The sequence below is a fragment of the Flavobacterium sp. MDT1-60 genome (assembly GCF_014844035.1).
Lineage (GTDB): Bacteria > Bacteroidota > Bacteroidia > Flavobacteriales > Flavobacteriaceae > Flavobacterium.
Map to the genome: position 1 here is coordinate 5,349,362 of NZ_CP062159.1, position 25,908 is coordinate 5,375,269.

The 25,908-nt window shown below is 33.2% G+C and carries 26 protein-coding genes and 2 pseudogenes; 14 read left to right on the plus strand and 14 right to left on the minus strand.

The window, feature by feature from the left end:
• Positions 1–103: 103 nt before the first annotated feature.
• The 5 genes from IHE43_RS22445 to IHE43_RS22465 form a co-directional block, all read right to left on the minus strand.
• A complete protein-coding gene (locus IHE43_RS22445) occupies positions 104–550 on the minus strand; it encodes a VOC family protein (RefSeq protein ID WP_192185953.1) in 447 nt (148 codons plus the stop codon).
• Positions 551–659: 109 nt separating this feature from the next.
• The gene (locus IHE43_RS22450) at positions 660–1,106 is read right to left on the minus strand and encodes an SRPBCC domain-containing protein (RefSeq protein ID WP_225585256.1); all 447 of its coding nucleotides are present in this window, start codon (positions 1,104–1,106) and stop codon (positions 660–662) included.
• Between the two features lie 3 nt (positions 1,107–1,109).
• Positions 1,110–1,517 (minus strand): VOC family protein, encoded by a 408-nt coding sequence (locus IHE43_RS22455; protein ID WP_192185954.1) that lies wholly within the window; start codon positions 1,515–1,517, stop codon positions 1,110–1,112.
• 102 nt (positions 1,518–1,619) lie between these two features.
• The gene (locus IHE43_RS22460) at positions 1,620–2,024 is read right to left on the minus strand and encodes an SRPBCC family protein (RefSeq protein ID WP_192185955.1); all 405 of its coding nucleotides are present in this window, start codon (positions 2,022–2,024) and stop codon (positions 1,620–1,622) included.
• Positions 2,025–2,158: 134 nt separating this feature from the next.
• The gene (locus tag IHE43_RS22465; protein WP_192185956.1) at positions 2,159–2,569 is read right to left on the minus strand and encodes a VOC family protein; all 411 of its coding nucleotides are present in this window, start codon (positions 2,567–2,569) and stop codon (positions 2,159–2,161) included.
• 130 nt (positions 2,570–2,699) lie between these two features.
• On the opposite strand from IHE43_RS22465, the gene IHE43_RS22470 reads away from it, so the two are divergent.
• A complete protein-coding gene (locus IHE43_RS22470) occupies positions 2,700–3,665 on the plus strand; it encodes a GlxA family transcriptional regulator (RefSeq protein ID WP_192185957.1) in 966 nt (321 codons plus the stop codon).
• Between the two features lie 161 nt (positions 3,666–3,826).
• Here the strand turns inward: IHE43_RS22470 and IHE43_RS22475 are convergent, their stop codons facing one another.
• From IHE43_RS22475 to IHE43_RS22505, 7 genes are all read right to left on the minus strand, one after another.
• Positions 3,827–4,492, minus strand: a complete 666-nt coding sequence (locus tag IHE43_RS22475) for a murein L,D-transpeptidase catalytic domain-containing protein (protein WP_192185958.1) — start codon at positions 4,490–4,492, stop codon at positions 3,827–3,829.
• Positions 4,493–4,601: 109 nt separating this feature from the next.
• Complete coding sequence (clpX, locus tag IHE43_RS22480) at positions 4,602–5,834, minus strand: ATP-dependent Clp protease ATP-binding subunit ClpX (protein ID WP_192185959.1); 1,233 nt, start codon at positions 5,832–5,834, stop codon at positions 4,602–4,604.
• 169 nt (positions 5,835–6,003) lie between these two features.
• Positions 6,004–6,678 carry an ATP-dependent Clp endopeptidase proteolytic subunit ClpP gene (gene clpP / locus IHE43_RS22485; protein ID WP_026985566.1) on the minus strand — a complete coding sequence of 225 codons (675 nt, stop codon included), beginning with the start codon at positions 6,676–6,678 and terminating at the stop codon, positions 6,004–6,006.
• 316 nt (positions 6,679–6,994) lie between these two features.
• Positions 6,995–8,317 carry a trigger factor gene (locus IHE43_RS22490; protein WP_192185960.1) on the minus strand — a complete coding sequence of 441 codons (1,323 nt, stop codon included), beginning with the start codon at positions 8,315–8,317 and terminating at the stop codon, positions 6,995–6,997.
• Positions 8,318–8,434: 117 nt separating this feature from the next.
• Positions 8,435–8,779 (minus strand): phage holin family protein, encoded by a 345-nt coding sequence (locus tag IHE43_RS22495; RefSeq protein WP_192185961.1) that lies wholly within the window; start codon positions 8,777–8,779, stop codon positions 8,435–8,437.
• A gap of 52 nt (positions 8,780–8,831) precedes the next feature.
• Complete coding sequence (locus IHE43_RS22500) at positions 8,832–9,596, minus strand: alpha/beta fold hydrolase (RefSeq protein ID WP_192185962.1); 765 nt, start codon at positions 9,594–9,596, stop codon at positions 8,832–8,834.
• Positions 9,597–9,710: 114 nt separating this feature from the next.
• Positions 9,711–10,424, minus strand: coding sequence for a pyridoxine 5'-phosphate synthase (locus IHE43_RS22505; protein ID WP_192185963.1), 714 nt, complete (start codon positions 10,422–10,424; stop codon positions 9,711–9,713).
• A 116-nt stretch (positions 10,425–10,540) separates the two neighbouring features.
• Here IHE43_RS22505 and IHE43_RS22510 point away from each other — a divergent pair, with 116 nt between their 5' ends.
• From IHE43_RS22510 to murI, 8 genes and pseudogenes are all read left to right on the plus strand, one after another.
• The gene (locus IHE43_RS22510; RefSeq protein ID WP_192185964.1) at positions 10,541–11,200 is read left to right on the plus strand and encodes a CBS domain-containing protein; all 660 of its coding nucleotides are present in this window, start codon (positions 10,541–10,543) and stop codon (positions 11,198–11,200) included.
• 107 nt (positions 11,201–11,307) lie between these two features.
• The gene (locus tag IHE43_RS22515; RefSeq protein WP_192185965.1) at positions 11,308–12,192 is read left to right on the plus strand and encodes an NAD kinase; all 885 of its coding nucleotides are present in this window, start codon (positions 11,308–11,310) and stop codon (positions 12,190–12,192) included.
• 173 nt (positions 12,193–12,365) lie between these two features.
• Entirely contained in the window at positions 12,366–13,049 is a 684-nt protein-coding gene (locus tag IHE43_RS22520; RefSeq protein ID WP_192185966.1) for a DUF6089 family protein, read from the plus strand.
• Positions 13,050–13,053: 4 nt separating this feature from the next.
• Positions 13,054–13,795: pseudogene (locus IHE43_RS22525) on the plus strand (isoprenyl transferase).
• Positions 13,728–16,488, plus strand: a pseudogene (locus tag IHE43_RS22530) (outer membrane protein assembly factor). The pseudogenes IHE43_RS22525 and IHE43_RS22530 overlap by 68 nt, the downstream one beginning before the upstream one ends.
• A gap of 48 nt (positions 16,489–16,536) precedes the next feature.
• A complete protein-coding gene (locus IHE43_RS22535; RefSeq protein ID WP_192185967.1) occupies positions 16,537–17,559 on the plus strand; it encodes an OmpH family outer membrane protein in 1,023 nt (340 codons plus the stop codon).
• A 15-nt stretch (positions 17,560–17,574) separates the two neighbouring features.
• Positions 17,575–18,078 carry an OmpH family outer membrane protein gene (locus tag IHE43_RS22540; RefSeq protein ID WP_225585258.1) on the plus strand — a complete coding sequence of 168 codons (504 nt, stop codon included), beginning with the start codon at positions 17,575–17,577 and terminating at the stop codon, positions 18,076–18,078.
• A 152-nt stretch (positions 18,079–18,230) separates the two neighbouring features.
• The gene (murI, locus tag IHE43_RS22545) at positions 18,231–19,007 is read left to right on the plus strand and encodes a glutamate racemase (protein WP_192185968.1); all 777 of its coding nucleotides are present in this window, start codon (positions 18,231–18,233) and stop codon (positions 19,005–19,007) included.
• Between the two features lie 5 nt (positions 19,008–19,012).
• On the opposite strand, the gene IHE43_RS22550 is transcribed toward murI, so the two are convergent.
• Positions 19,013–20,248 carry an aromatic hydrocarbon degradation protein gene (locus tag IHE43_RS22550; RefSeq protein ID WP_192185969.1) on the minus strand — a complete coding sequence of 412 codons (1,236 nt, stop codon included), beginning with the start codon at positions 20,246–20,248 and terminating at the stop codon, positions 19,013–19,015.
• Positions 20,249–21,577, minus strand: a complete 1,329-nt coding sequence (locus tag IHE43_RS22555) for a DUF4270 family protein (RefSeq protein WP_192185970.1) — start codon at positions 21,575–21,577, stop codon at positions 20,249–20,251. It lies immediately after the preceding gene.
• A gap of 229 nt (positions 21,578–21,806) precedes the next feature.
• On the opposite strand from IHE43_RS22555, the gene IHE43_RS22560 reads away from it, so the two are divergent.
• The 5 genes from IHE43_RS22560 to IHE43_RS22580 are packed head-to-tail and all read left to right on the plus strand — an operon-like array spanning position 21,807 to position 25,831.
• On the plus strand, positions 21,807–22,649 hold the full coding sequence (locus tag IHE43_RS22560) for a DUF6268 family outer membrane beta-barrel protein (protein ID WP_192185971.1): 843 nt from the start codon (positions 21,807–21,809) through the stop codon (positions 22,647–22,649).
• A gap of 16 nt (positions 22,650–22,665) precedes the next feature.
• Positions 22,666–23,673, plus strand: coding sequence for a kelch repeat-containing protein (locus IHE43_RS22565; protein ID WP_192185972.1), 1,008 nt, complete (start codon positions 22,666–22,668; stop codon positions 23,671–23,673).
• A complete protein-coding gene (locus tag IHE43_RS22570) occupies positions 23,660–23,995 on the plus strand; it encodes a DUF4907 domain-containing protein (RefSeq protein WP_225585260.1) in 336 nt (111 codons plus the stop codon). Before IHE43_RS22565 ends, IHE43_RS22570 begins: the two co-directional genes overlap by 14 nt.
• Positions 23,996–25,108 (plus strand): sensor histidine kinase, encoded by a 1,113-nt coding sequence (locus tag IHE43_RS22575; protein ID WP_192185973.1) that lies wholly within the window; start codon positions 23,996–23,998, stop codon positions 25,106–25,108.
• A 12-nt stretch (positions 25,109–25,120) separates the two neighbouring features.
• A complete protein-coding gene (locus tag IHE43_RS22580) occupies positions 25,121–25,831 on the plus strand; it encodes an intradiol ring-cleavage dioxygenase (protein WP_192185974.1) in 711 nt (236 codons plus the stop codon).
• The last annotated feature ends 77 nt before the right edge of the window (positions 25,832–25,908 follow it).

Here is a 25,908-nt window from a genome sequence, read left to right on the forward strand (position 1 = left end):
AAGAATAATGTTTGTTTTTTTATAAACAAAAAGTACATAATCATGTGCTTTTTGAATTAATTTAACAATTATGTCCCGGTATTAAAATAACCTAACTTTTTTATTACTTATTAGGTTCATTCACATCGAAATTCACCATCCAATTGACACCAAACTTATCGGTAAACATTCCGAAATAAGCTCCCCAAAAAGTGTTGTCCATAGGCATGAAAACATTTCCACCTGCTGAAAGTCCGTTGAAAATTCTATCTGCTTCTTCCTTGCTTTCGACATTAACTGAAACAGAAAAGTTTCCTCCAAATTTCACATCTCCGGATTGTTCACTACTGTCGCTTCCCATTAAAATACTGCCTCCAATTGGTAATGAAACGTGCATTATTCGGTTGGCATCTTTTTCTGAAAATTCAGCGCAGCCTCCGTTTTCGGCAGCCGGCATATCTTTAAATTTTCCGATGTACGGAAATTCTCCTCCAAAAACTGATTTGTAAAACAGAAATGCTTCCTCGCAATTTCCGTTAAAAATTAAATAAGGGTTTACTGATGTTGCCATGATATTTTGTTTTTTTGTTTGTTGTTATTAATCTATATTCTTTGTTCTATTTTCTATTCTCTTGCCTCTATTTTCTTTCTTCTATTTTCTTTCTTCTATTTTCTTTCTTCTATTTTTCAGAAAGCTCTTTTACTGTTTCCAATCCTTTCGGGAAAGCTTCTTTAAAATAATCGATATATTTTTCGACTACATCAACCTGAGCAACCAAATCTGTAAACTCGTCGTCTGATGTTAATCGATACGTTTCCATAGCGCCACTCCACTTTAATGTTTCGTCGTCGATAGGCAATTCCTTGAAATCTTTTATTTCTCCTAAATGCTTAAAAGCCATATATTCATTTGGAATTTTCTTTTCGATAATACTATTCATTCCTTCTCCGTTTGGAGACATGAAATGTATTTTATCACCTTCATTCCAATCACTTACTGCATAAGATCCTTCGCAAAAAGCTCCTGTCCATTTTTTATACGTTTCGTCATCCCATAAAACGGACCAAACTTTTTCTACAGCAGCTTTAATTCTAATTTTAAATTCTAATGTTTCAATTGTTTCCATAAACTATGATAATTTACTAAAATCCATGTATAAAGCATTCCAACGATGACCGTCTAAATCGGCGAAAGCACAGCCGTACATCCAGCCCTGGCTTTCAGCGGGCAAAGCAAAAACATTTCCTCCTGCTTCTGATGCCTTTTTCGCTAATTCATCAACTTCTTCCTTACTTTCTGCATCAATTGAAATCAAAATCTCTGAACTCGATTGTGTATCCGTCAATTTGTTTTGAGAAAAACTGGCAAATAATGACTCTTCAAAAAGCATTACAACAAATTTCCCTTCGCCAACCACCATGCAAGTTGAGCTTGGCGTGTCATGTTCTTCATTAAAAGAGAATCCTATTTTCGAAAAAAAAGCTTTTGATTTTGCCACCTCTTTTACCGGCAAATTCAGCCATATTTGTTTTGTCATTTTTTTACTGTTTTTCGTTAACATTTTTTTTACCACGAAAGCCCTAAGACACAAAGTTTTTTTTAAACCTTTGAACCTATGTTGCTTTGAACCTAAAAAGAATTAATTCTTTTCAGCATAACTTTTAAAATTATCCAGGATTGCCTGCCAGCCTCCGCGTTGCATTTCTTCCGGATTTACTGTTTCAGGATCAAAACTTTCAATTACTTCAACTCCGTTTGGTGTTTCTTTGAAAGTAATTTCAACTTTTCTTCCGTCAGCCATCACATATTCAATGGCTTCATTTTGTTTTACCAAAATATATTCTCCTTCAAAATCAAAACTCATACTGCCATCTTTTGCCGCCATAGTCGATTTGAATTTCCCGCCTTCTGTCAAATCATTTTCTGCAAAAGGCGTGTGCCAGTCCGGCGAAGCAAAACTCCATTTTGTAATATGCTCCGGCAATGTCCAGAAATTCCATACTTTGTCTATTGATGTGTTGATTGTGTTTTGTACTGTGATCATTATATTTCTGTTTAGTGTTTATTGTTTTTAGCATATTCTTTAAAATTTTGGATAACGACACTACAAAATTGTTCTTGCATTTTTTCAGAATTCTTTGTTTCTGGTTCAAATGTTTCCGTATCAATTTAAATCAATTACATTTCGGTCGGAATCTGACTTTCATCCATATAAAAAAACTCCCAATGATGTCCGTCCAAATCAAAAAAATCTCTTTGATACATCCAGCCATAATCTTTAGCTTCATTGTGTACTTTACCTCCAGCCGTAACAACCGCTGTAATAATTTCGTCAACCTTGCTCCTACTTTCAACAGAAATAGCGGTAATCATTTCTGTGCTTGTCGTTGTATTGCAAATTTGTTTTTGAGTAAATGTTTTAAAAAATTCTTCTAACAAAAGCATTACAAATATATTTTCACCAATTATCAGGCAAGTTCCTTTTTCATTTGTGAATTTTGAGTCAAACGAAAAACCTAACTGCTTAAAAAACGATATCGACTTATTTAAATCTTTCACAGGAAGATTTAAGAAAATTTTTGTTTTCATATTTATAAAATTACAAATTATCTGACACAAATTTAGAATATTAGGATAGGCTTTTTGATACATTAAAAGTCAACTTTAGGGTCATTTAAGACAAAATAGTTATTTTTGTGTAAACCTTAAATGAAAAGCCATGAGTAAGAAAATAGCTTTAATTGTGCCGCATGATTATAAATTATTGAGTATAGCTGCGATTTTGGAAGTTTTTGAAACCGCCAATAAACTGGCAAAAGGAACTGAAAGACCTTTTGAAATTATGATATTTCAATCGACAGAGCAGATCGAACAAAAACATTTATTTGGCTATGAGGTTAATTCGATTGAAACTTCGGATATAGATCTGGAACTGATTTTGATTCCCGCTTTTACAACTGATGATATGAGCGAAATGATCTCGAAGAACAAAAGATTTATTCCGTGGTTACAAAAACAGCATCAATCCGGAGCTGAATTGGCTAGTTTTTGCACAGGAGCTTTTTTGTTTGCAGCATCGGGTTTATTAAACGAAAAATTAGCTACAACTCATGTTGACGCCTGCAGTGCGTTTACAAAAGCTTTTCCGTTAGTAAAATTAAAACAAGAAGAAACCTTAACGGCAGATGGAAGTTTATACACTAGTGGAGGATCAACCTCAACATTTCATTTACTGATTCTTTTGGTTCAGAAATATTGTGGAAATGAAATTGCGGTTCAGATTGCCAAAATATTTTCTATTGATTTAAACAGATACAAGCAAAGTTATTTTAGCACTTTCAGGCCAAATCATTTACATAATGATACTTTAGTTGCAATGCTGCAACAAAAAATTGAAAATCAATATCACAGCATTGAAAAACTGGAAGAAATCACAAAAGATATTCCAACAAGTGCCAGAAACATGACACGAAGATTTAAACAAGTTACCGGGATTCCGCCAATTGAATATTTGCAGAATATTAGAGTGGAGAGTTCTAAGAAATATTTAGAACAAACCCAGCTTTCGATTTCAGAAATTATTGAAAAAACAGGGTACAATGACCCGAAAGCTTTTAGGAAAGTATTTTATAAAATGGTCGGAATGAAACCGATTGAGTATCGCGAAAAATTTAGAGTTCAGTAATTTTTTCAGAAGCAGCAATTTTAGTTTTCAAAATAATGTCCAGTCCTGCTCTACACTATATCTTTTGCTGTGAACCCCACAGCAAAAGGATACCGTTTCGATCAGGGCTAAAATAGAAATTTCGTTTTCATAATTTTAAAGCTACTTGCAATATAAAAAGGTTAAGACTTTATAACCCACATTAAAACATTTTTATTCTGTTTTAAAATTTCATCTATTTCCAACATACTTTCATTAGAAACTGCCGGACAACCCCAGCCTTCAGGAGTTCCTTCAGGATAAACTTCATTGTTTGGAATTGCTTCCCAGGAATGCAAAACAATCGCACGATTTTTAGCATTTGAATTTGTTTTTTCTTTGCCCTGCAATAGATAATTCACTTTAATTCCCCATTGACTTACACCACGATCTGAAATAATATATTTACCAACAGAAGAACAATGTGAATCGGATTCATTACTTACCGGCACATCCTCTTTTGAAGAAGTCCTTCCCCATTGGTTATCACCGCAACCATGACTTACCATATAGGAGTTTAAAATCTTATTCTTTTTGAAGTCATAAACAAAAAATCTTTTTAAACCAGAATGCAATCCTAAATCGATCAGAATAAATTTCTTTTGATTCAAATTATTGTTTTTGCAATATTGTTTTGCTTCCTGAAAATATGGGCTGTAATCAATGTCTTTAATTTCGCTGCGAGGTTTATCATTTGAAATGCTTTCCGTCTTATATTTTGTTTTCGAAACACTCGTTTGCTGAACATCTTTTCTCTTATTACAAGAAAACAGAAGAATACAAACTAACCCAAAGATTATTTTTTTCATGCCTACAATTTACATAAAAATAGAAACGAAAAACAGATCCAAAATGATATAAAAAAAACCTGTCCAAATAAATGAACAGGTTTTAACTATTATAAAAGTCAATTGCTAATTAAGAAGCAATTTCCATTCTTTTCAATAAGTTTTTACTTAGAGTATGTTTTGCATAATCTTCATCGATAACAAGAGCTTTATCATCTGAACTTGGCAATTCGTACATAGCATCAGTTAAAATTGCTTCACATAACGAACGCAATCCACGAGCACCTAATTTGTATTCAAGAGCTTTGTCAACAATAAAATCTAATGCTTCATCTGTAATTGTAAATTCAACATCATCCATTAAAAATAATTTTTGATATTGTTTTATCAATGCATTTTTAGGTTGAGTCAAGATCGCACGCAAAGTTTCTTTATCTAAAGGATCCATGTGTGTTAATACTGGTAAACGACCAATTATTTCCGGAATCAAACCAAAATCTTTAATGTCTTTTGGAATAATATATTGCAATAAATTGTCTTTGTCAATATTATCTACATTTTTAGAAGTAGAATATCCAACAGCCTGACGGTTCAAACGTTTTGAAATAATACGTTCAACTCCATCAAAAGCACCTCCGGCAATAAACAAGATATTTTGAGTATTTACCTCAACAAATTTTTGGTCAGGGTGTTTACGTCCTCCTTTTGGCGGCACGTTAACAACAGTTCCTTCTAATAATTTCAATAAAGCTTGTTGAACCCCTTCACCAGAAACGTCACGAGTTATAGATGGGTTATCGCTCTTACGGGCAATTTTATCAATTTCATCAATAAATACAATTCCTCTTTCGGCTTTGGTTACGTCATAATCAGCAGCTTGTAATAGACGTGTCAAAATACTTTCGACATCTTCTCCTACATAACCAGCTTCTGTTAATACAGTTGCATCAACAATAGCCAAAGGAACATCTAACATTTTGGCAATAGTTTTTGCTACTAATGTTTTTCCGGTTCCGGTTTGACCCACCATAATAATGTTACTTTTTTCAATCTCTACTTCATCATCTAATTGCTGTTGCATTAAACGTTTGTAGTGATTGTAAACCGCAACTGACATTACTTTTTTAGTCTGATCCTGACCAATAACATATTGATCTAAGAAAGCTCTGATTTCTTTTGGTTTCTTTAAAATTAAGTCCCCAACCAATTTCGCGCTTCCGCTTGATTTTAATTCTTCTAATACAATTCCGTGTGCCTGTTCAATACACTTATCACAGATATGCGCATTAATACCAGCAATCAATAAATTAGTTTCTGGCTTTTTTCTTCCACAAAACGAACATTCTAATACTACTTTAGCCATTCTCTTTTAGTTACTAAGTTGCAAAGTTACTAAGTTTTTGAGATTTATCACTAAAACCTCAAAAACTTAGCAACCTATTAACTTATTTTTTTATTTCAAGTTAAAATGTTTCAAGTTTCAAGTTAACCGTTGAACCTTAGTCCCTTTGCAACTTTGAACCTTAAAAATTTTAGCTTCTTCTCAACACTTCATCAATCATTCCGTATTCTTTTGCTTCGTCAGCTTTCATCCAGTAATCACGCTCACTGTCTTTGTGTACTTTATCAAAAGTTTGTCCTGAATGTTGAGAAATGATATGATATAATTCATCTTTCAATTTCAACATTTCACGTAAGTTGATTTCCATATCAGTTGCAACACCTTGTGCTCCTCCTGATGGCTGGTGAATCATTACTCTTGAATGTGGTAAAGCCGAACGTTTTCCTGCAGCTCCTGCACATAATAATACTGCTCCCATAGAAGCTGCCATACCTGTACAAATTGTCGCTACGTCTGGTTTGATGTATTGCATGGTGTCGTAAATTCCTAACCCTGCGTAAACACTTCCTCCAGGAGAATTTAGATAAATTTGAATATCTTTTGATGCATCAGCACTTTCTAAAAATAATAACTGAGCCTGAACGATATTAGCGATTTGATCGTCGATACCAGTTCCTAAAAAGATAATCCTGTCCATCATTAATCTTGAAAAAACATCTAATTGAGAAACATTCAACTGACGCTCTTCGATAATGTATGGAGTCATGTTTGTTGGGTTCATTGCTGCTACGATTTTATCGTAGTACATTGCGTTTACTCCCTGGTGCTTTGTAGCAAATTTTTTGAATTCTTTACCGTAGTTCATATTTAAAGTGTTCTAAGTTTTACGTTATATCTGTATATTCTTCCATCAAAGGTTATACCTCTTTACAAAGGATGTCAATTTGTCTTATTTCTAGCCCAGATAGCAGTGAAAAGCTTTTTGAAATGACAACTATTTTTTGTTAGTAAAAAAAAGCGACCAGCGGAAGCTCTTTTTTTGCCTTACAAAAAAAGGTGTCCATGAAAAAACTTGTAACGGATAGCTGGATTAGCTCCTGAAAAGTAATCAAAAATAAATTAAAACAAAAGAGCGCCAAGAAAAATATCTTGACGCTCAAATATACTTGTTTTTTCAGAAATTATTCTCCGTAAGACGCAGCGATAAATTCTTCGTAAGTTACTTCTTTAGTTGTTGGATTTGCTTTTTCTTTGAACACTTCCAATAATTTTTCAGCAACAACTTGCTCAGATAATCTTTTTACCTCTTCCTGGTTAGATAAAACTCTTGCAACAATTGCCTGAACTTCTTCGTCAGTTGGGTTTGTCTGACCAAATTGAGCCATTTGTTGTCTGATAGCGTTTGTTGTAAAAGCTTTCAAATCTTCAAATGTAATTTGGATATTACTTTGAGCCATTGCTTTTCCTTCGATTAATTGAAAACGTAAACCTTTTTCAGATCTTGCGTATTCAACTTCAGCTTCTTCTGCAGAAAGTTTTTTCTCTCCAACAGTTTGCAACCATTTTTTAAGGAATTCAGCCGGCAAATCAAATTTTGTGCTTTCGATCAGGAAATCCTGAACGTCTAATAATAATTTCTGGTCAGCTTGCTGTGCGAATTGCGCTTCAGCATCTTCTTTAATTTTAGCTTTTAAATCTTCTAAAGAAGCCACTTTTCCTTCACCAAAAAGTTTGTCAAATAAATCCTGGTTTAATTCAGCCAATTCAGCTCCGTTGATCGCTTCGATAGTAAAGTTTACTTCGATATCTAAACCGTGAACATCATCATGAGCTACTTTTAAGTAATCCATTAATTGGTGATCATCTTCAAATAAACCTTTTGTACTTACAGTTACAACATCACCAACTTTTTTACCGATGAATTTATCACCTGCTTTTTTGTTGAATGTAGATACAGAAATTGTAGTTGTATTGTTGATCCCTTTTTCTTCGTTTGAGAAAGTTCCAGTCAAATCAGAATCAGCAGACACCACTTCTTGTGGAATTGCTTTTCCGAATTGTTTTTGGATACGTTCTACCTGACCGTCGATTAATTTATCATCAGCCGTAACGATATATTTTACAATATTATTTTTTGCTTCTAAATCAATTTCGAAGTTAGGAACCAAACCAATTTCGTATTCGAAAGTTAGTTCTTCAGCATCCCAATCAAAGTTTTCGTTTTCTTTAGCAAGAGGAGTTCCTAAAAGATTTAATCTTTCAGATTGAATGAAACGCTCTAAAGCCAAATCAACTACTTTCTTAACTTCTTCCTGTTTGATAGCTTTTCCGTATTGTTTTTCAACAAGGTCTTTAGGAACTTGTCCTTTTCTAAAACCTTTAACGGTAGCCAAAGGCATTTTTTCGTTTATTCTTTTTGCTACTTGACCTTTATAATCCATGTGAACAACTGTCATTACAATCGTTTCATTCACAGCGTCTATTGCTACTCTTTTAATATCCATCTTCTTCTTTAATTTACATAATAAAATTGGGTTGCAAAATTATAAAATTTTTGCAACCCAACCAAGTTTTTAATGTATTGTATTTGAAGCTGTTTTTTAAGCTCCTATTATTTCAATTTATTTATCGTCTCCTAATATTTTATAAGTAATAGACTGAAGAATAGACAGGATGACACTAAAGAACAAAGCTGTCCAGAATGTATCTACTGCAAAACCTCCTACTATATTAGTACACAGCAAAATAATAATAGCGTTAATTACCAATAAAAACAATCCTAAAGTAATGAATGTTACAGGCAATGTTAAGATTACCAAAATTGGTTTTATAAATAGATTTAATAATCCCAGAACTACTGCAACGATTACAGCCGTGGCAAAACTGGCAACATGAACTCCTGGCAGAAAATTAGCAATTAGCAAAACTAAAGCCGCGGTGACAAGAAGTCTGAGTAATAATTTCATAGTTTTTGATTTAAAAGTTTTAATAAAAGTAATAAAATTTTTGTCAAAAAAACTACTCTTTTAAAAACTCAGTTGTCAATTCAAAAAACATTTTAGGATTTTCGGCATGAAGCCAATGTCCGGCATTTGGAATCGTTTCGAAGGTAACATTTGGGAAATGTTGACGAATCGAGTCAAAATCAGAATCTAAAATATAACCTGAGTCTCCTCCACGAATAAACAAGGTTGGCTTATCAAAAATCAAATCATCTGCCAAAGCTTTTCCAATAGCTTCCAGATTATTATTGAAAACTTCCAAATTGAACCTAAAAGCCAATTGTCCCGGTTCTTTCCAATATAAATTCTTCAACAGAAACTGACGTGTTCCAAAATCAGGAACGTATTGCGCCACAATTGCTTCAACATCATTTCGACTTGGTTTTACAGAAAAGTCAACTGCATTTAAACCTGCCAAAATATCCTGATGGTGTTGTTTATAAAATCTCGGACCAATATCTGCCACAACCAGTTTATCTACAATTTCAGAATGCGTTGTCGCAAAAAGCATTGCTACTTTTCCACCCATCGAATGTCCTAAAATATCTATTTTATTTAATTGATTTGCCTGACAATATTCAAATACATCTTTAACCATCGCTTCATAACTCCATTCATCTGAATGAAAACTGCGACCATGATTTCTTAAATCTAAAATATGAACCTGAAATCCGGCTTCAACATATTGTCCGGCAAGTGTTTTCCAGTTATCAGACATCCCGAGAAAACCGTGCATGATGATAAATGGTTTTCCTTCGCCTTCTATTTTTGAGTATAACATTTATATTTTGGTTTTAAATCCATTATTCTTTGAGATTCTCCACGAAATCTTTGTGCAACTTTGTGTAATAGCTACTTCCGAAGATCCACAAAGATTTTACAGCCAGACAAAATCTTATTTCAGTTTATTCAAATACATATTCACCACATTATCCAAACCAAGATAAAGTGCTTCAGCAATCAAAGCGTGTCCAATTGAAACTTCTAATAAACCAGGAATATTTTGTTTAAAAAACTGAATGTTATCCAAACTTAAATCATGACCGGCATTGATTCCTAAACCTAATTCATTTGCTAATTCTGCAGCTTTTACATAAGGATCAATTCCGTTTTTATTCCCCAAATCATATTGATGCGCAAAAGCTTCTGTATATAATTCAATTCTGTCAGTTCCAGTTTTTTTTGCACCTTCTATCATTTCCAAAACCGGATCAACAAAAATTGAAGTTCTAATTCCGTTTTGTTGAAATTCCTGTATAACTTCCGTCAAATAATCCTGATTTTTTATGGTATCCCAACCTGCCGAAGAGGTAATTGCACCAATTGCATCCGGAACCAATGTAACCTGAGTTGGTTTACACTCTAAAACCAAATCAATAAAATTATGCTGCGGATTTCCTTCAATATTATATTCGGTATAAACAATAGGTTTTAAATCACGGGCATCCTGATAACGTATGTGACGCTCGTCCGGACGCGGATGAATGGTAATTCCCTGTCCGCCAAATTTCTGAATATCGGTGGCTACTTTTAATAAATCAGGAACATTTCCGCCTCTTGCATTACGTAAGGTTGCAATTTTATTGATATTTACACTTAACTTTGTCATATAAATAGATAATTAATTCTAGTAACACTATATTTGTTACGACAAAAATACAAAGTAAAACGTAGCAGTTTTTGCTATTTTTTGATTATTTTGCATCAAATATCTCCAACTGATTTATGACAGAAATTACCAACTATATCACAAACGATTTTCGAGCAATTGATAGTCAGGAAACGATAGCCTCGGTTCAGAACTTTTTTGCCGATGTTAATTTTTCGCATTTTCCGGTTTTGGAAAACAGTATTTTCATTGGAAGTATTGCTTCTGATGATGTTGAAACTTTTGATACTGACAAAAAAGCGATTGACTACAAATACACTTTAGAACGTTTTTTTGCCAGAAAATCTATGATGTGGCTAGATGTTTTAGAAGTTTTTGCGAAAAATCACACCAATACAGTTCCGGTTATTGATGAAAATAATACCTATATAGGCTATTATGAAATGGAAGACATCATGAAATTTTTTCAGGAAACTCCATTTTTAAAAGAACAAGGCGGAATTATAATTATTCAAAAAGGACTTTTAGATTATTCTATGGGTCAGGTTACTCAAATCGTAGAAAGCAACAATGGTAAAATCCTTGGCTGTTTTATATCTGAAGCTGATTTAGAAAATGTCCAGATAACATTAAAAATTGGTATTGGACCAATGAATGAAATTATTCAGACATTCAGACGATACAATTATGAAATCATTTCAGAACACCAGGAAGATGCTTATATCAATAGTTTAAAAGAACGCTCTGATTATTTAGACAAATACCTGAACATATAAATTAGAAAATTAGATAATGTGTCAATTAGATAATTCTTTAACAGCTGACATGCGATCTATTTTTAATTGACACATTATCTAATTGACACATTATCTAATTAAAAAGAATGAAAGTAGCCATATACGGACAGTATTACCAAAACAGTACAGAACCTATTATTAAAGATATTTTTCAGTTTTTCAATTCCAATAATGTAGAAATGGTAATTGAAGAAACTTTCCTGAAAATGCTTTACGAAAAAGAGCTGATAAAAAAAGAATATGAAACTTTTTCATCGAGTACGTCTCTGGATAGCAGTTTTGAAATGCTGATTAGTATTGGTGGTGACGGAACAATTTTGAGAGCAGCAACTTTAGTTCGTAATTCGGGAGTACCCATTTTAGGAATCAACGCTGGAAGATTAGGTTTTTTAGCTACCGTTCAAAAAGAAAAAATTGACAGCTTTTTACAATTTGTAATAGATAAAAAATACACTACCTCAGAAAGAACATTATTGAGTCTGACTTGTGAACCTCAAAATGATGCAATTGCAGAAATGAATTTTGCCATGAACGAAGTAACTGTCAGTCGAAAAGATACAACTTCGATGATTACTGTTGAAACTTACCTGAATAATGAGTATTTAAATTCTTATTGGGCAGACGGATTAATCATCTCAACACCAACAGGTTCTACCGGATATTCTCTGAGTTGTGGCGGCCCGATATTAACTCCTAATGTTGCAAGTTTAGTAATTACACCAATTGCACCACACAACTTAACAGCAAGACCCTTAGTAATACCTGATGATACCGAAATAAAGCTTCGTGTTTCCGGAAGAGAAGATCAGTATTTAATTTCGTTAGATTCAAGAATTTCATCTGTAAAAAACGAATCGGTTTTAACCATCAAAAAAACAGATTACAAAATAAAAATGGTCGAAATTCCAGGCGAAACTTTCTTAAAAACCCTTAGAAATAAATTACTTTGGGGAGAAGATAAAAGGAATTAGGCTTTTTTCTTATTCTCTACTATACGATAATACCACATTTTCTCGTTCTGCATGTAGTGAATCATCATTAAATGTCTCAAAATCATATCGTAAATTGAAAAAAAAGCACATTTAACCAAAGGAACGTTGATTCGTATCGATAATTATTATATTTGCACGCAATTTTGAATTAAATGAAGAAAATTTTTAATTTATTGTTATGTTTTTTCCCCTTTATCACACTAAATGCTCAAATCAATGAGATAGGTGTTTTTCTAGGCGGAAGCAACTTTGTAGGCGACGTAGGAAACACAACTTATATTGCTCCTGAAAAACTAGCTTTTGGTATTTTGTATAAATGGAACAAAAGCCCACGCCATGCGTATCGCTTCTCCTACACTCAATCTACAATTGCAGGAAACGACAAAGATTCAGAAGAAACAGGAAGAAGCAACAGAGGTTATAGTTTTGAAAATACTGTAAAAGAGTTTTCTGCCGGATTAGAATTTAACTTCTTCGATTTTAATCTTCATGATTATCATCCAAAAGTTACTCCTTATATATATTCGGGATTAAGTTACTTTTTATATGACGAATTGTATATAAGCGGAGGGCAAACCAGAAAAGATAAAAATTCAAGTTCAATTGCTATCCCTATGACGTTAGGTATAAAATCAAACATCACTCCTCACTTTGTTATTGGAGCAGAGGTTGGTGCCCGTTATACCTTTACTGATGATTTGGACGGAAGTAATCCGGGCAATGATAATTTAAAATCGTTGCGTTTCGGAAATTTAAATAATAATGATTGGTATGTTTTCTCTGGTATTACTTTAACCTATACCTTTGGACAAAAACCTTGCTATTGCGCAGAATAACAAAATGAACTTACTAGACTCTATAGATCAAACAAATTTACCCAAACATTTAGCCATTATCATGGACGGAAATGGGCGTTGGGCCAAACAACAAGGCTTTTTACGTGCCTTTGGTCATGAAAATGGAACCAAATCGGTAAAAAAAAACAATTACTACTTGCGCCAAACTTGGTATTGAGTATTTAACGCTTTATGCTTTTTCAACAGAAAACTGGAATCGTCCTAAACTAGAAGTTGAAGCATTAATGAAAATATTGATTAATTCATTAAAAAAAGAACTTGTTACGCTGCAAGAAAACAATATAAAACTTAACGCTATTGGAAATCTCGAAAAGCTGCCAAAATCAGCTCAAAGGGAACTTTTAGACGTTATCGATAAGACAAAAAATAATACGCGTCTCACTCTAACTCTCGCCTTAAGCTACGGATCACGTGAAGAATTGGTAAATGCTGTTAGAATCATCAGTGATAAAGTTAAAAATAATATAATTTCATTAGACGCTATTGACGATTCAATTATAAATGAGCATCTTTACACGCAAAATTTACCTGACGTAGATTTATTAATACGAACAAGTGGAGAACATAGAATAAGTAATTTTTTGCTATGGCAGATCGCCTATGCAGAATTATATTTTACTAATGTCTTGTGGCCAGACTTTAAAGATCAAGATTTATATGAGGCTATTATTAGTTATCAAAAAAGAGAACGTAGATTTGGAAAAACCAGTGAACAAATTAAATAATTTTTTAGTGTTACAAAAAAGAATACAAATAGTACTTACCCTACTTCTTTTGGGTAGTTTTTCACAAATAAAAGCACAAGAAAGAGTTCCTTTTGATCAGGGAAAAAAATATATTCTTGCTAAAGTTTCTGTTGTTGGTAAAATAAGCTTCAATGAACAAACTGTTGTTACTTTTTCCGGTCTTCAAAAAGGACAGGAAATAACCGTACCTGGTGAAGAAATCAGTGGCGCTATTAAAAAATTAGGTAAACTTGGCCTATTCGATGAAATTTCTTTTTATGTAAATAAAATTGAAAATGACAGTATCTATTTAGACTTGGATATCGTTGAACTTCCTAAATTAAATGAAGTTAAATTTGTTGGTATTAAAAAGAGTAAAGTAGAAGGATTAATTAAGGATAATAACCTGACAAAGAATAAAATTGTCAACGAAAACTTAATTACAACGACCAAAAATTACATCGAAAACAAATACAAAAAAGAAGGTTTCTATAATACAAAAGTTACTATAACAAATACTCCCGATACTACAGCCGGAAATCAGGTTAATATGCTCGTTCGGATTGACAAGGGTGATAAGGTAAAAATCAGCAGTATTGATTTCATCGGAAACAAACAACTTACTGATACCCAATTGAGATCTGCAATGAAGGACACGAAACAAAAGAATATTTTGCGTGTTTTAAAAGCATCAAAATTTATTCCTGAAAAATACAAAACCGACTTAGAAAAAGTTATCGCCGCTTATAAGGAAAAAGGATATCGTGATGCCCGTATAATTTATGACTCTGTTACTTATAACAAGGAGAAAAACATGCTGGCTATCAAGATTAATATGGAAGAAGGAAATAAATACTACTTTGGAAATATTAAATTCTTAGGAAATACTGTCTACTCTGACCAACTTTTAAACCGTTATTTAGGGATTAAAAAAGGTGAAGTATACAACGGCGTTTTATTAGAAAAAAGAATTGCCGATAATACAAAACCAGACGCAGAAGATATTACCAATCTATATCAAAACAATGGTTATTTATTCTCAAAAATTAACTCTGTAGAGGTAAGAACAGTTAATGATACAATTGATTTTGAAATCAGAGTTACTGAAGGGCCAATTGCATACTTCAATAAAATATATGTTACAGGAAATGATAAAACTAATGACCATGTTATTTACCGCGAATTAAGAACCAAACCAGGTGAAAAATACAGTAAAGAACAATTGGTTAGAACTATTCGTGAAATTGGTCAGCTAGGATTCTTTGATCCTGAAGCGATCAAACCTGAATTTAGAAATGTTGATGCAGGAGCCGGAACAGTTGATATCGAATACCAGGTTGTTGAAAAAGGATCTAGTCAGGTTGAACTTCAGGGAGGTTACGGCGGAGGTGGTTTTATTGGAACGTTAGGACTTTCGTTCAATAACTTTTCTGCACGAAATCTATTCAACAAGGAAGCATATAAACCGCTGCCAATGGGAGATGGTCAAAAAGTAGCACTTCGTTTGCAAGGAAGTACTTATTTCCAAACCTACAGTTTATCATTCTCTGAGCCATGGTTTGGAGGTAAAAAAACCAGTACAATTCAGTTCATCTATCTCTTATAGTACACAATACCTGAATAATTATATCACAAGAGATGTAGACAAAAGCAAAAGTTTTAATATTTTTACTGTACAAGTCGGTTTAGCAAAAAGGTTAACTGTACCGGATGATTATTTTGTTTTATCACAATCGGTAAGTTACCAACATTATGATTTGAATAATTACAATACTGGTTTATTTACATTTGGTAACGGAGCGTCAAGAAACTTAGCCTATACAATTGGACTTTCAAGAAGTAACAAAGGGGTAAATCCAATTTTCCCGACTTATGGTTCTGAGTTTAGTATTTCTGCAAAAGTAACACCTCCATATTCATTGTTTAATGGTATTAACTATGCAGACCTGCCAAATCAAAAAGAATATAAAATGCAATACACCGGAGAAAATACCTCTGGTGCTGATGGACAACCTTTAAACAAAGGTGATTATATGAAAGCTGCTGGTACAAACTCATCAGGTCAAGTTTTATATAATAGTGTTGGATCTGATTATGCAAGTGCTGATACGGATCAGGGTAAAGTTGACCAGAAAAGATACAATTGGTTAGAATATTATAAAATTAAGTTTAAAGCTGATTGGTATACTAAAGTATATGGCAAATTAGTTTTAAGAACATTGACAGAATTTGGTTTCTTAGGAGCTTATGATCAGGCAAGAGGAGTTGTACCTTTCGAACGTTTTTATTTAGGTGGAGACGGAATGGCAAACTACTCGATGGACGGTAGAGAAACAATCCAGTTGAGAGGTTATCCAAATAACTCTTTGACTCCAGTAAACTCTAGAGGAGAACAAATTGGTGCAACAATTTATAACAAATTCTCGATGGAGTTGCGTTATCCAATTACATTAAAATCATCAGCATCTATCTATGCCTTGACGTTTTTAGAAGCAGGTTCATCCTATCCAACGTTTAAAGATTATAACCCGTTTGACTTAAGTCGTTCAGCAGGTTTTGGTTTACGTGTATTTATGCCGGCATTTGGATTGTTAGGAATTGATTTAGGATATGGGTTTGATGCTCTTCCTGGATCTGTTACTAATAAAGCAAACGGTTGGGAAACGCACTTTATAATTGGTCAGCAATTTTAGTCCAATTTTTAGTACATTTGGCTAGAAATTCGAAAATAAACTAATGTTATGAGAAAACAATTTTTATTTATATTTTTAGCCCTGATTGTAGCAAATACAAGTCAGGCTCAGACAAGAACGACGCGAATTGGCTATATCGACATGGAATACATTTTGGAAAATGTTTCTGATTATAAGGAAGCCACAGCTCAATTAGAGTTAAAAGCTCAAAAATGGAAACAGGAAATAGAAGCCAAAAAATTAGACATAAATACGCTTAAAGAAGGTCTTAAAGCTGAAAAAGCTTTATTAACGAAAGAGCTTATTGATGAAAGAGAAACAGAAATTAAATTTCTGGAAGATGAAATGCTGGATTATCAGCAAAAGCAATTTGGTTCTAATGGAAATTTAATTCATCAAAAAGCAGCATTGGCAAAACCAATCCAGGATCAGGTTTTTACTGCCGTTCAGGATATTGCCGAAGCTAAAAATTATGATTTCATTTTCGACAAATCATCAGATTTGACAATGCTTTTCAGTAATAAGAAATTTGATATTAGCGATCAGGTTATTCGTGTTTTAAACCGAACTGATAAACGTGAGCAATTGACTAAAAAACAATTGAAAGATCAGGAAGCTAAAGAAAGTAAAGAAAATGCAATTGACGAAAATCCGGCAATGGCAGACAGACAAAAAGCACTTGACGAGAAAAAGACAGCCAGAGAAAAGCTGATTGAAGACAGAAGATTAGAACAAGAAGCGAAGAAAAAAGAATACGACGACAGAAGAAAAGCAATATTAGCAGAAAGAGAAGCCAAAAAAAATGGCACGGTTTCTGAATCTGCTAAAACAACTGAAGCCGCTAAAACAACTGAAACTGGTAAGACAGATGCAACTGCTAAACCAGCTGCAGCAAATGAAACAACACCACCTGCTGAGCCAACTGTGAATAAGGCAGAAGAAAGACAAAAACTTTACGAGCAACGTAAAAAAGAATTAGAAGAAAGAAGAAAGAAAATAATAGAAGAAAGAGAAGCGGCTAAAAAAGCAAAAGAAGCCGAAACACAAAAATCAAATACGACCAATAATTAATTAATATTTTTAAAAATGATGAAACAAATCAAAACTTTACTAATTGCTGCCATACTAATTTTAGGAGCAAGTAACACAATGAATGCACAGGCTAAGGTAGCCCATGTTGATGTTAGCGAGATTATGTCGAAAATGCCTGCAATGCTTGATGCTCAAAATCAACTACAAAAATTAAGTGCTACATATGATGCTGAATACAAAAAAATGATTGAAGAATATCAAACTAAAATCAAAAAGTACGAAGCTGAAGCTGCAACTGTAACTGAAGCTGTAAACGGAGAACGTTCTAAAGAAGTTCAGGATATGCAAGGTAGAATTACTTCTTACAGAGACAATGCTCAAAAAGAATTACAACAAAAAGATTCTGATATCGTAAAACCAATCATGGAAAAAGTAAAAGCTTCTATCCAAAAAGTTGGAAAAGCTAAAGGATACCAATACGTATTAGACGGATCTACTTTAATCTTAGCTGATGGTCCAAACATTACTGCTGATGTAAAAAAAGATTTAGGATTCTAAAAAATGAATTTCTTAGTATCAAGACTGCTCAAATTTTTAAAAAGTTTGGGCAGTTTTTTTGTATATTAAATTATGATTAAAAAACAATAGTATTCTATAATTTCAGTTTACTAACAGTATAAATCTATTTCAAAAAATACTAAATTTGTAGTATGACGAACAACAATCCTATAGGCGTTTTTGATTCCGGTATTGGAGGAACTTCCATTTGGAGCGCCATTCATGATCTACTTCCAAACGAAAAAACGATATATTTAGCGGATAGCAAAAATGCTCCTTATGGTCAAAGAACTAAAGAAGAAATTGTTGCCTTAAGCAAAAAGAATGTTGATTTGTTACTCGGAATGGGCTGCAAATTAATCGTTGTAGCTTGTAATACCGCTACAACAAATGCAATTCGAGAACTTCGTACTACTTATGATATCCCGTTTATAGGAATCGAACCCGCTATAAAGCCGGCTGCTAATAATTCTAAAACACAAGTAATTGGAATTTTAGCTACTAAAGGAACATTGAATAGTGAACTGTTTAATAAGACTGCCGAAATGTTTCAGCACACTACTATTGTTGAGCAGGTTGGTCACGGACTTGTTCAGCTTATTGAAGATGGAAACCTGAACTCGCCAGAAATGACACAATTACTAGAGTCTTATTTACAACCGATGATTGATGCCAATATTGATTATCTCGTTTTAGGATGTAGTCATTATCCTTATTTGATTCCGCAAATAAAAAAAATCCTGCCTGATCACATTCAGATTATTGATTCGGGGGAAGCCGTAGCTCGTCAAACGCAAAATATTCTGCGTGAAAAAGTTGGTTTTACAGACAACCAAAAAAGCGAGCCTGAATTTTATGTCAATTCAAATCCCGCAGTTTTAGAGTCCATATTAAATTATAAATATCCGGTAATACAAAAGGATTTTTAGCTCCCCTATTCTATTTTTCGTTTAAGGAACCAAATTCCATCGAGTGATAAATTAAGGGATATTTTATGGTAGTTTTCTTTTATCAGATTATCTGAAATTCTTCCTTTTTGTCCATAGGAATAGGAAATATTTAAAGCCGAAAAAGTGTTTTCTATTGGCAGCGAAAGACCAATAGAGATAGCTGCGTTATTGACGCGCTTGCCGTCAACTTCAAGATAACCGGTATCAAAATTTGCCCCAGCCGAATATTGAACGCTATCCCAATATTTCCGAATATTTTTTTTAGCCCTATAAGTAAATCCAAGTGCAAATCGATCCTGATTCACGAAATCTCCATATAATTCAGATTGATTGGAATCATTCCATAAACTTTTTTCATAATCTAAAGTCATGTTCAAATTATTTTTAAAACGTTTGCTAATCCCCACTCCAATTTCCAAAGGCATATAATAATCATCTGTATCTGAAACAACATCTGATTCTATACTAGTCACAACCTCATCAGCAATAGTTTGAACCGTCTGTACTTTAGAAGCTTTTATTTGGGTTGGCATTTTAAACGTTGAACCAATTGTTAAAGTTGAATCAATTTTATATTGCGCTCCCAAAGTCGCACGCAAACCATTATAATCTGTTTTTTTATGAATGGTTGTAATTGAATTTAATATTAAAAAACTTCGGTCATCAACTGTGTTCCCAAATAATAAGGCAGCAGAAACTCCAACTGATATTTTCTTTCCAAATCGATATCCGTATGAGAAATCAAAATTATTTAATCCGCCAGAACCAGCGGCAGTCATATAATAATATTCCTGACTATTTTCGATTGGTAATTTCAAATTAGAAATTTTAAATGTTGCACTTGAATAAGGCCTCAAAGCCACACTAAAGCCCGAATTCTTTGTGACAGGAAAAGCAAAAGCAATATGTGAAAATTGAAAATTATTACGATTCTCCGCCCTCGAACCGCTCTGATAAGTTGTTGCGATAGCTTTTCCTCCAATATCAAACATAAAATGATTTTGAGGTAAATAACCTAATGACGACGGATTCAGATTATTAATAAATGTGGCGGAAGGCAAGGCAATTCCCGATGATCCGATGGATGGAATTACACCAAAATCAGAATCGTACAGACTTCCTACACCATACAGCGAATAAGGAGAACTTGAAATGCTTTGTGAAAATGAAGTTAGCGACATCAATATGAAGTAACTTAAATAAACTATTTTATTTTTCATTTAATAAGAGATGTAATAAATTTTCAACTGAATTTTATTGTTTGGATGTTTTTGATCTCCGAGAACAATTCTGTTTACCGCTTTCGAAATAACAGGTAATGTTATAATCAAAGAAGATCTGGAATCAGACTGTTTCCACATTTCCTTTTGTAGAAACCATCCAATAGGAATCGTGTATCCAACATTCTCATTAAACTCATCGGTCTTTTTATTTAAAATACCATAGACAGAGGCTCCTGCAGAATTTACTAAAGAGCCACTCATTCTATTTAAATTGTCTGCCACATAAATTTTTAGAGAATCTGCCAATGGATATTGTTCCGAATACGAATTATTAACCGGTTTTAAAAGCAATTGTGCGTCAACAATAGCACCTTTCTCTGCTATATATTTGAGTTGCTTGATATTTGGAAAATCAATTCTGCAGGCTACTCCTGTACCAGATTGAATAAAACCCTGTCGATTTGTGAGTGAACTTGACAGTTTACTATTCGAGGCGGGTAAATTCTGGAGTAAGGTTCCTGTTTTATCTGAAGAAATAGAATTAAATTGTTTTGTCACATCGGAAATTGTAAACTCGACTTCATAAGGCTCTTCATCGATATCTTTTGGAGATTTTGAATAATACAAGCGTATAACACTTGTTGCCGCATTAAAACCGATAACACTCGAAGAATTAGAAGTGGAAGGTACCACTACAAGTCCCTTTAAGTATTCAGTAAAACTATCAAAGTCCGTCACTTCTCTTTTTTTCATTTTTTGAAAAAGTGAGGATCCAAAAGTATCGCTCATTTTAATTGTGATAGAATCCTTTTCGATTGGCCTTGGTTTATATGAAATTGATCCAATACTTTCATCATTATAAGTCAAGGAAGAATTATTGTAAAAACTTTTATCATCGACATTAGGCTTAACTTTCTGGGTCAGACGATGAATATCAAAAGTTTGCACTTTTGTCGTATCGCCATAATAGTAATTATCATATTTCAATGTCATTACTATAGAATCAAAAACATAGTTTACTGTTTCTGTATCTGAACCACCAGTATTCAAACTATAAGTATTAGGTGTAACCTGGAAATAACTATTTGATTTTATTTTTCCGAAAATAGGATCGTCATAATTACCAATTAAAATTCGTTGTTGATTAGACGTAACGAGAGAATCAAAATTTATAGTTGACATATCTACTGTTACAGTATCAATCAAAACAACCTTATTATTTAAAGCTAAATAATCTGATCCTACAACAAACTCGCCGGCATCTGTATCTGTACCGCATGAAAGTATAGTGACAGCGAAAAACAACATCAATATAAACTTGTGCATAATAAATTTTTGAACAAATATAAAATGCACTCTTCTGCACTACACTATAACATATACAGCCCGCCATTTTTACACTATAAATAGCATTAAAACATCTACAATAGCATTATAGCACCAAATTGTTCATTCAGCCATCAAAAGGGCTCTTTTGTCTATCAAAACATGCCATACATATATCTTCTTTTTTTTAAAAACATTAGGAACATACTTTTGAACCAATAAATAAGCAATGAAAATACTGTTTTTAATATGTTCGCTTTTTACAATTTCATTTTATAATATGAAAGCACAGGAAAAATTATCTGTAGATATGAATTTAAAAACAGAGCCTACCGATAAAATTAATTTTAACGAGACCAATATTAGCTTTAAAATCAATAAAGGAATAAATGCCAAAAGTAAAGTAACAAATACATTAGAATATTCTCATTTGAATATCAATTATCAATTAGGAAGTTCCGGATCATTTGAAAATCCGGATCGTTTTAATCAATTGCAAAACCAATTTGAATTTTCGCAGAATATTTCAAAAACAACAGTATTGAATTTTACCATTACACCAACTGCCAATTTTCAGCAAAATTTAGATATGTCTGATGTAACAATTTTAGGGAGTTTCGAAGTGCATCAAAAATTAGGTTCTAAAACAGATTTAAATTTTGGTGCTGCCAGAACAATGGTTTTTGGATATCCTAAATTCATGCCTGTTTTGTCTTTAAACTATCAACTGAATGACAGAAGTAGTTTGCTGATTGGGTTTCCGGATTCTAAAATATCATATTCAAATAATAGCCGGAATAAGTTCAACTTCACCAACACTTTTAATGGCAGTTTTTACAATTTAGATTCACAAATCAATCTAAATAAAGAGGCAACAAAAGTGAGTTTATCACAAATGACCTCAGCTTTTGAATACGAAAGAAATGTAGACAGCAATTGGTTTTTAAACTTTAAAGGAGGGTATAATTTTAATAAAAAGTATACGCTGATTGATCGTGATAATCACGAAGTGTACGATTTTAATACTGGTAACGGGTATATTTTAGGCATTGGCATCAAATACAAACAATAAATAAATTTAATACACTATGAATAATTTTAAAAAAGGAATATTATTCGCTGCACTGTTTTCAAGTCTCTTTTTTATAGGCTGTAGCAACGATGATGACGATGATGATTTAATAGGAAACTGGATCAAAAAATCAGCATTTGACGGACCTGCGAGATCTAGTGCTACTAGTTTTGTTATTGGAGATTATGCATATATTGCAACAGGCTATACCGGAGATGTTTATTTGAAAGATTTATGGGCTTACAACTCTAATGGAGATTATTGGGAACAAAAAGCTGATTTTACAGGAGTAGGAAGAAGTTCTGCTTCAAGTTTTGCGTTAAATGAAAAAGGATATGTTGGCCTTGGTTATGACGGAACTAACAAATTAAAAGATTTTTATCAATACGATCCTACAAGTAACAGCTGGACTCAAAAAACAGATTTTGCCGGAACTGGTCGCTATGGCGCGTTAGGTTTTCAGGTTGGCGGAAAAGCTTACTTTGGCACCGGATATGATGGAAATTATCTTAAAGATTTTTATCAATACAATGATCAGGCCAATACCTGGACACTTGTAAACGGATTTAGCGGAAATAAAAGACGTAATGCTACCGTTTTTGTAATTGGAGACAAGGCTTACTTAGGAACCGGAATTAACAACGGAACTTATCAGGAAGATTTTTGGGAATTTGATCCTTCTACAGATACCTGGACAAGAAAACGTGATATCGATAAAGACGATGATGATGATGAATCATTCAATGATGATTATGCGCTTGTTCGTGCAAATGCCTCAAGTTTTGCCATGAATGGATTAGGATATCTTGTAGGTGGAGAAAGTATTAAAACCGTTTGGGAGTATAATCCATCTACAGATTTATGGGTTGAAAGAACACCAATGGAAGGTGTTACCAGAACAGACGCTGTTGGTTTTGCCATAAATAATCGTGGCTTTTATATGCTTGGAAGAATAGGTTCAACCTATTTTGATGATGCCTGGGAATTTAAGCCTTTAGACGAGCAAAATGATGATGACAATTAATACAATAAAGCAATTCTTCTGGAATAAAATCCAGAAGAATTTGTTCTTTCTTTTACTGGCTTTGGTAGTTACGGCCTGTACAGGAAAGAGCACATTCAAAATCGGATCATTCAAAACAACAACCGGTTGGGGTTATACAATTGCCTCCAGGGACAGAGTTTTAATCAAACAATCTATTATACCTGTAATAAACCAAACAAAAAGCTTTAGAACAGAAAAAGATGCCTTAAAAGTTGGCAATTTGGTAATCGAAAAACTCAATAAAGACTTATCACCGACGGTAACAAAAAATGATTTAATTTTATTAAAAATAAAATTCTAAATGAATATAGATACCATCAAAAATACCAGCTCAAACAAAATTTTGTTCCATAGTATTATATGGACTTTCTTTATTTTGACCTCATTAATTCAATTTTACGAAAGCCCGTTCAGAATCAACAATGATTTTTATGTACAATGGTTTACAGGGATTGTTTTGTTTTATCTGAACTATTTTTATTTGGTACCTGCATTGCTTTTAGAAAAAAAATACTGGCTTTATTTTGCTTTTGTTTTAGCACTCATTCTTCTTTTTATGATAATCAGGATTAATTATTTCATCCCTGAATTCAATCATGTGAGACCACCAAACATGCTGCCTCCTAAAATAATGCCCGAAGGCCCAACAGATTTTATGAGAGGGGAAAGGCGTATTATAATGGCAAGAAGACAGCCTTTGTTTTTTAAAATTGGTCCTTCGTTATTTTATATATTAATTTTAACTATAAGTGCCATAATTAGAACGCTAACAGAATTTTACAACAATCAACAAAACAAGCTAATTGCCGAAACACATCGAACAAATACTGAATTAATTTATCTGCGTAAGCAAACAAATCCGCATTTTTTATTTAATTCTTTAAACAGTATTTATTCACTGGCACACAAAAAATCTGATTTGGTCCCTGACGCCATCGTAACATTGTCTGAATTAATGCGCTATATGCTGTATGAAACTGACAATAAAACGGTGGCTTTAGAAAAAGAAATTAATTATATCCAGAATTACATTGAGCTACAAAAACTAAGGCTCAACGATATTGAAGACATTGTTATAAACGTTCATGGTGATACCCGAAACAAATTTATAGAACCTTTGTTACTGATTTCGTTTGTTGAAAATGCATTTAAATACGGAACCGATTATAAAGGTGCGGCTCACGTAAAAATTAAAATTTTCATACATGAAAACAGTCTTGATTTTTGGATAGAAAATACTATTGAAGATTATACAAAAGATCCTGAAAATTCAGGAATCGGATTGGCTAATATAAAAAATCGTCTGGATTTGCTTTATCCAAACGCCCACGAATTAGATATAACGCAGGACAATCAGTATTACCGTGTGCATTTAAATTTAAAATTAGATGAAATTCAAACACCAATAAATTAATAACAATTGATTATGGACAGAAAAAAATTCATACGAAATGGCATTTTAGGAATTGCCTCGCTTGCTACAGCTTCAAAATTACTGGAATCATGCTCTAAAAGCGACAATGATGATTCGGACTCTGATTCTTCAACTGACGGAAGCTGCACTGTTTCTCCAACTGAAACAAAAGGTCCGTTTCCGATAAAAACTCCTAGCCAATTGGTTTTAGAGAATATAAAATCAGACCGGATTGGTGTTGCTTTACTTATTAACTTAACAATTGAAAATAAGAGCAATAATTGCGCTCCTCTGGAAGGTGTTCTCGTAGATGTATGGCATTGTGATAAAGATGGAAATTACTCCGAATACGGAGGAACTTCGATGCAGCAAACTAATTACACAACGGTTCATTTTTTAAGAGGAAGGCAAACTACCAATGCAAAAGGAGAAGTTTCATTTATTTCCATTTTCCCAGGCTGGTACCAGGGCAGAGCGCCACATGTGCATATTGAAGTGTTGACGGCAAGTGGTACTTCATTGTTGGTAACACAAATTGCTTTTCCTGAAAATGTTTCCAGCGAAGTGTATTCGAGTACAAATTATGTTGCTCATGGTCAAGCTGATACTTCAAACACGAAAGACAATGTTTTTTCAGATAGTTTAGCTGATGAGCTTGCGACATTGACCGGTAATCTAACTGATGGCTATACCTTAAGCAAAACGATAACGGTGAGTGCATAATTTAAAACTTAAACCCGTAATTTATGAAAACTTTAGAACTTAATTTACTGGTTTAAAACTACTTTTGAAGACCAAAA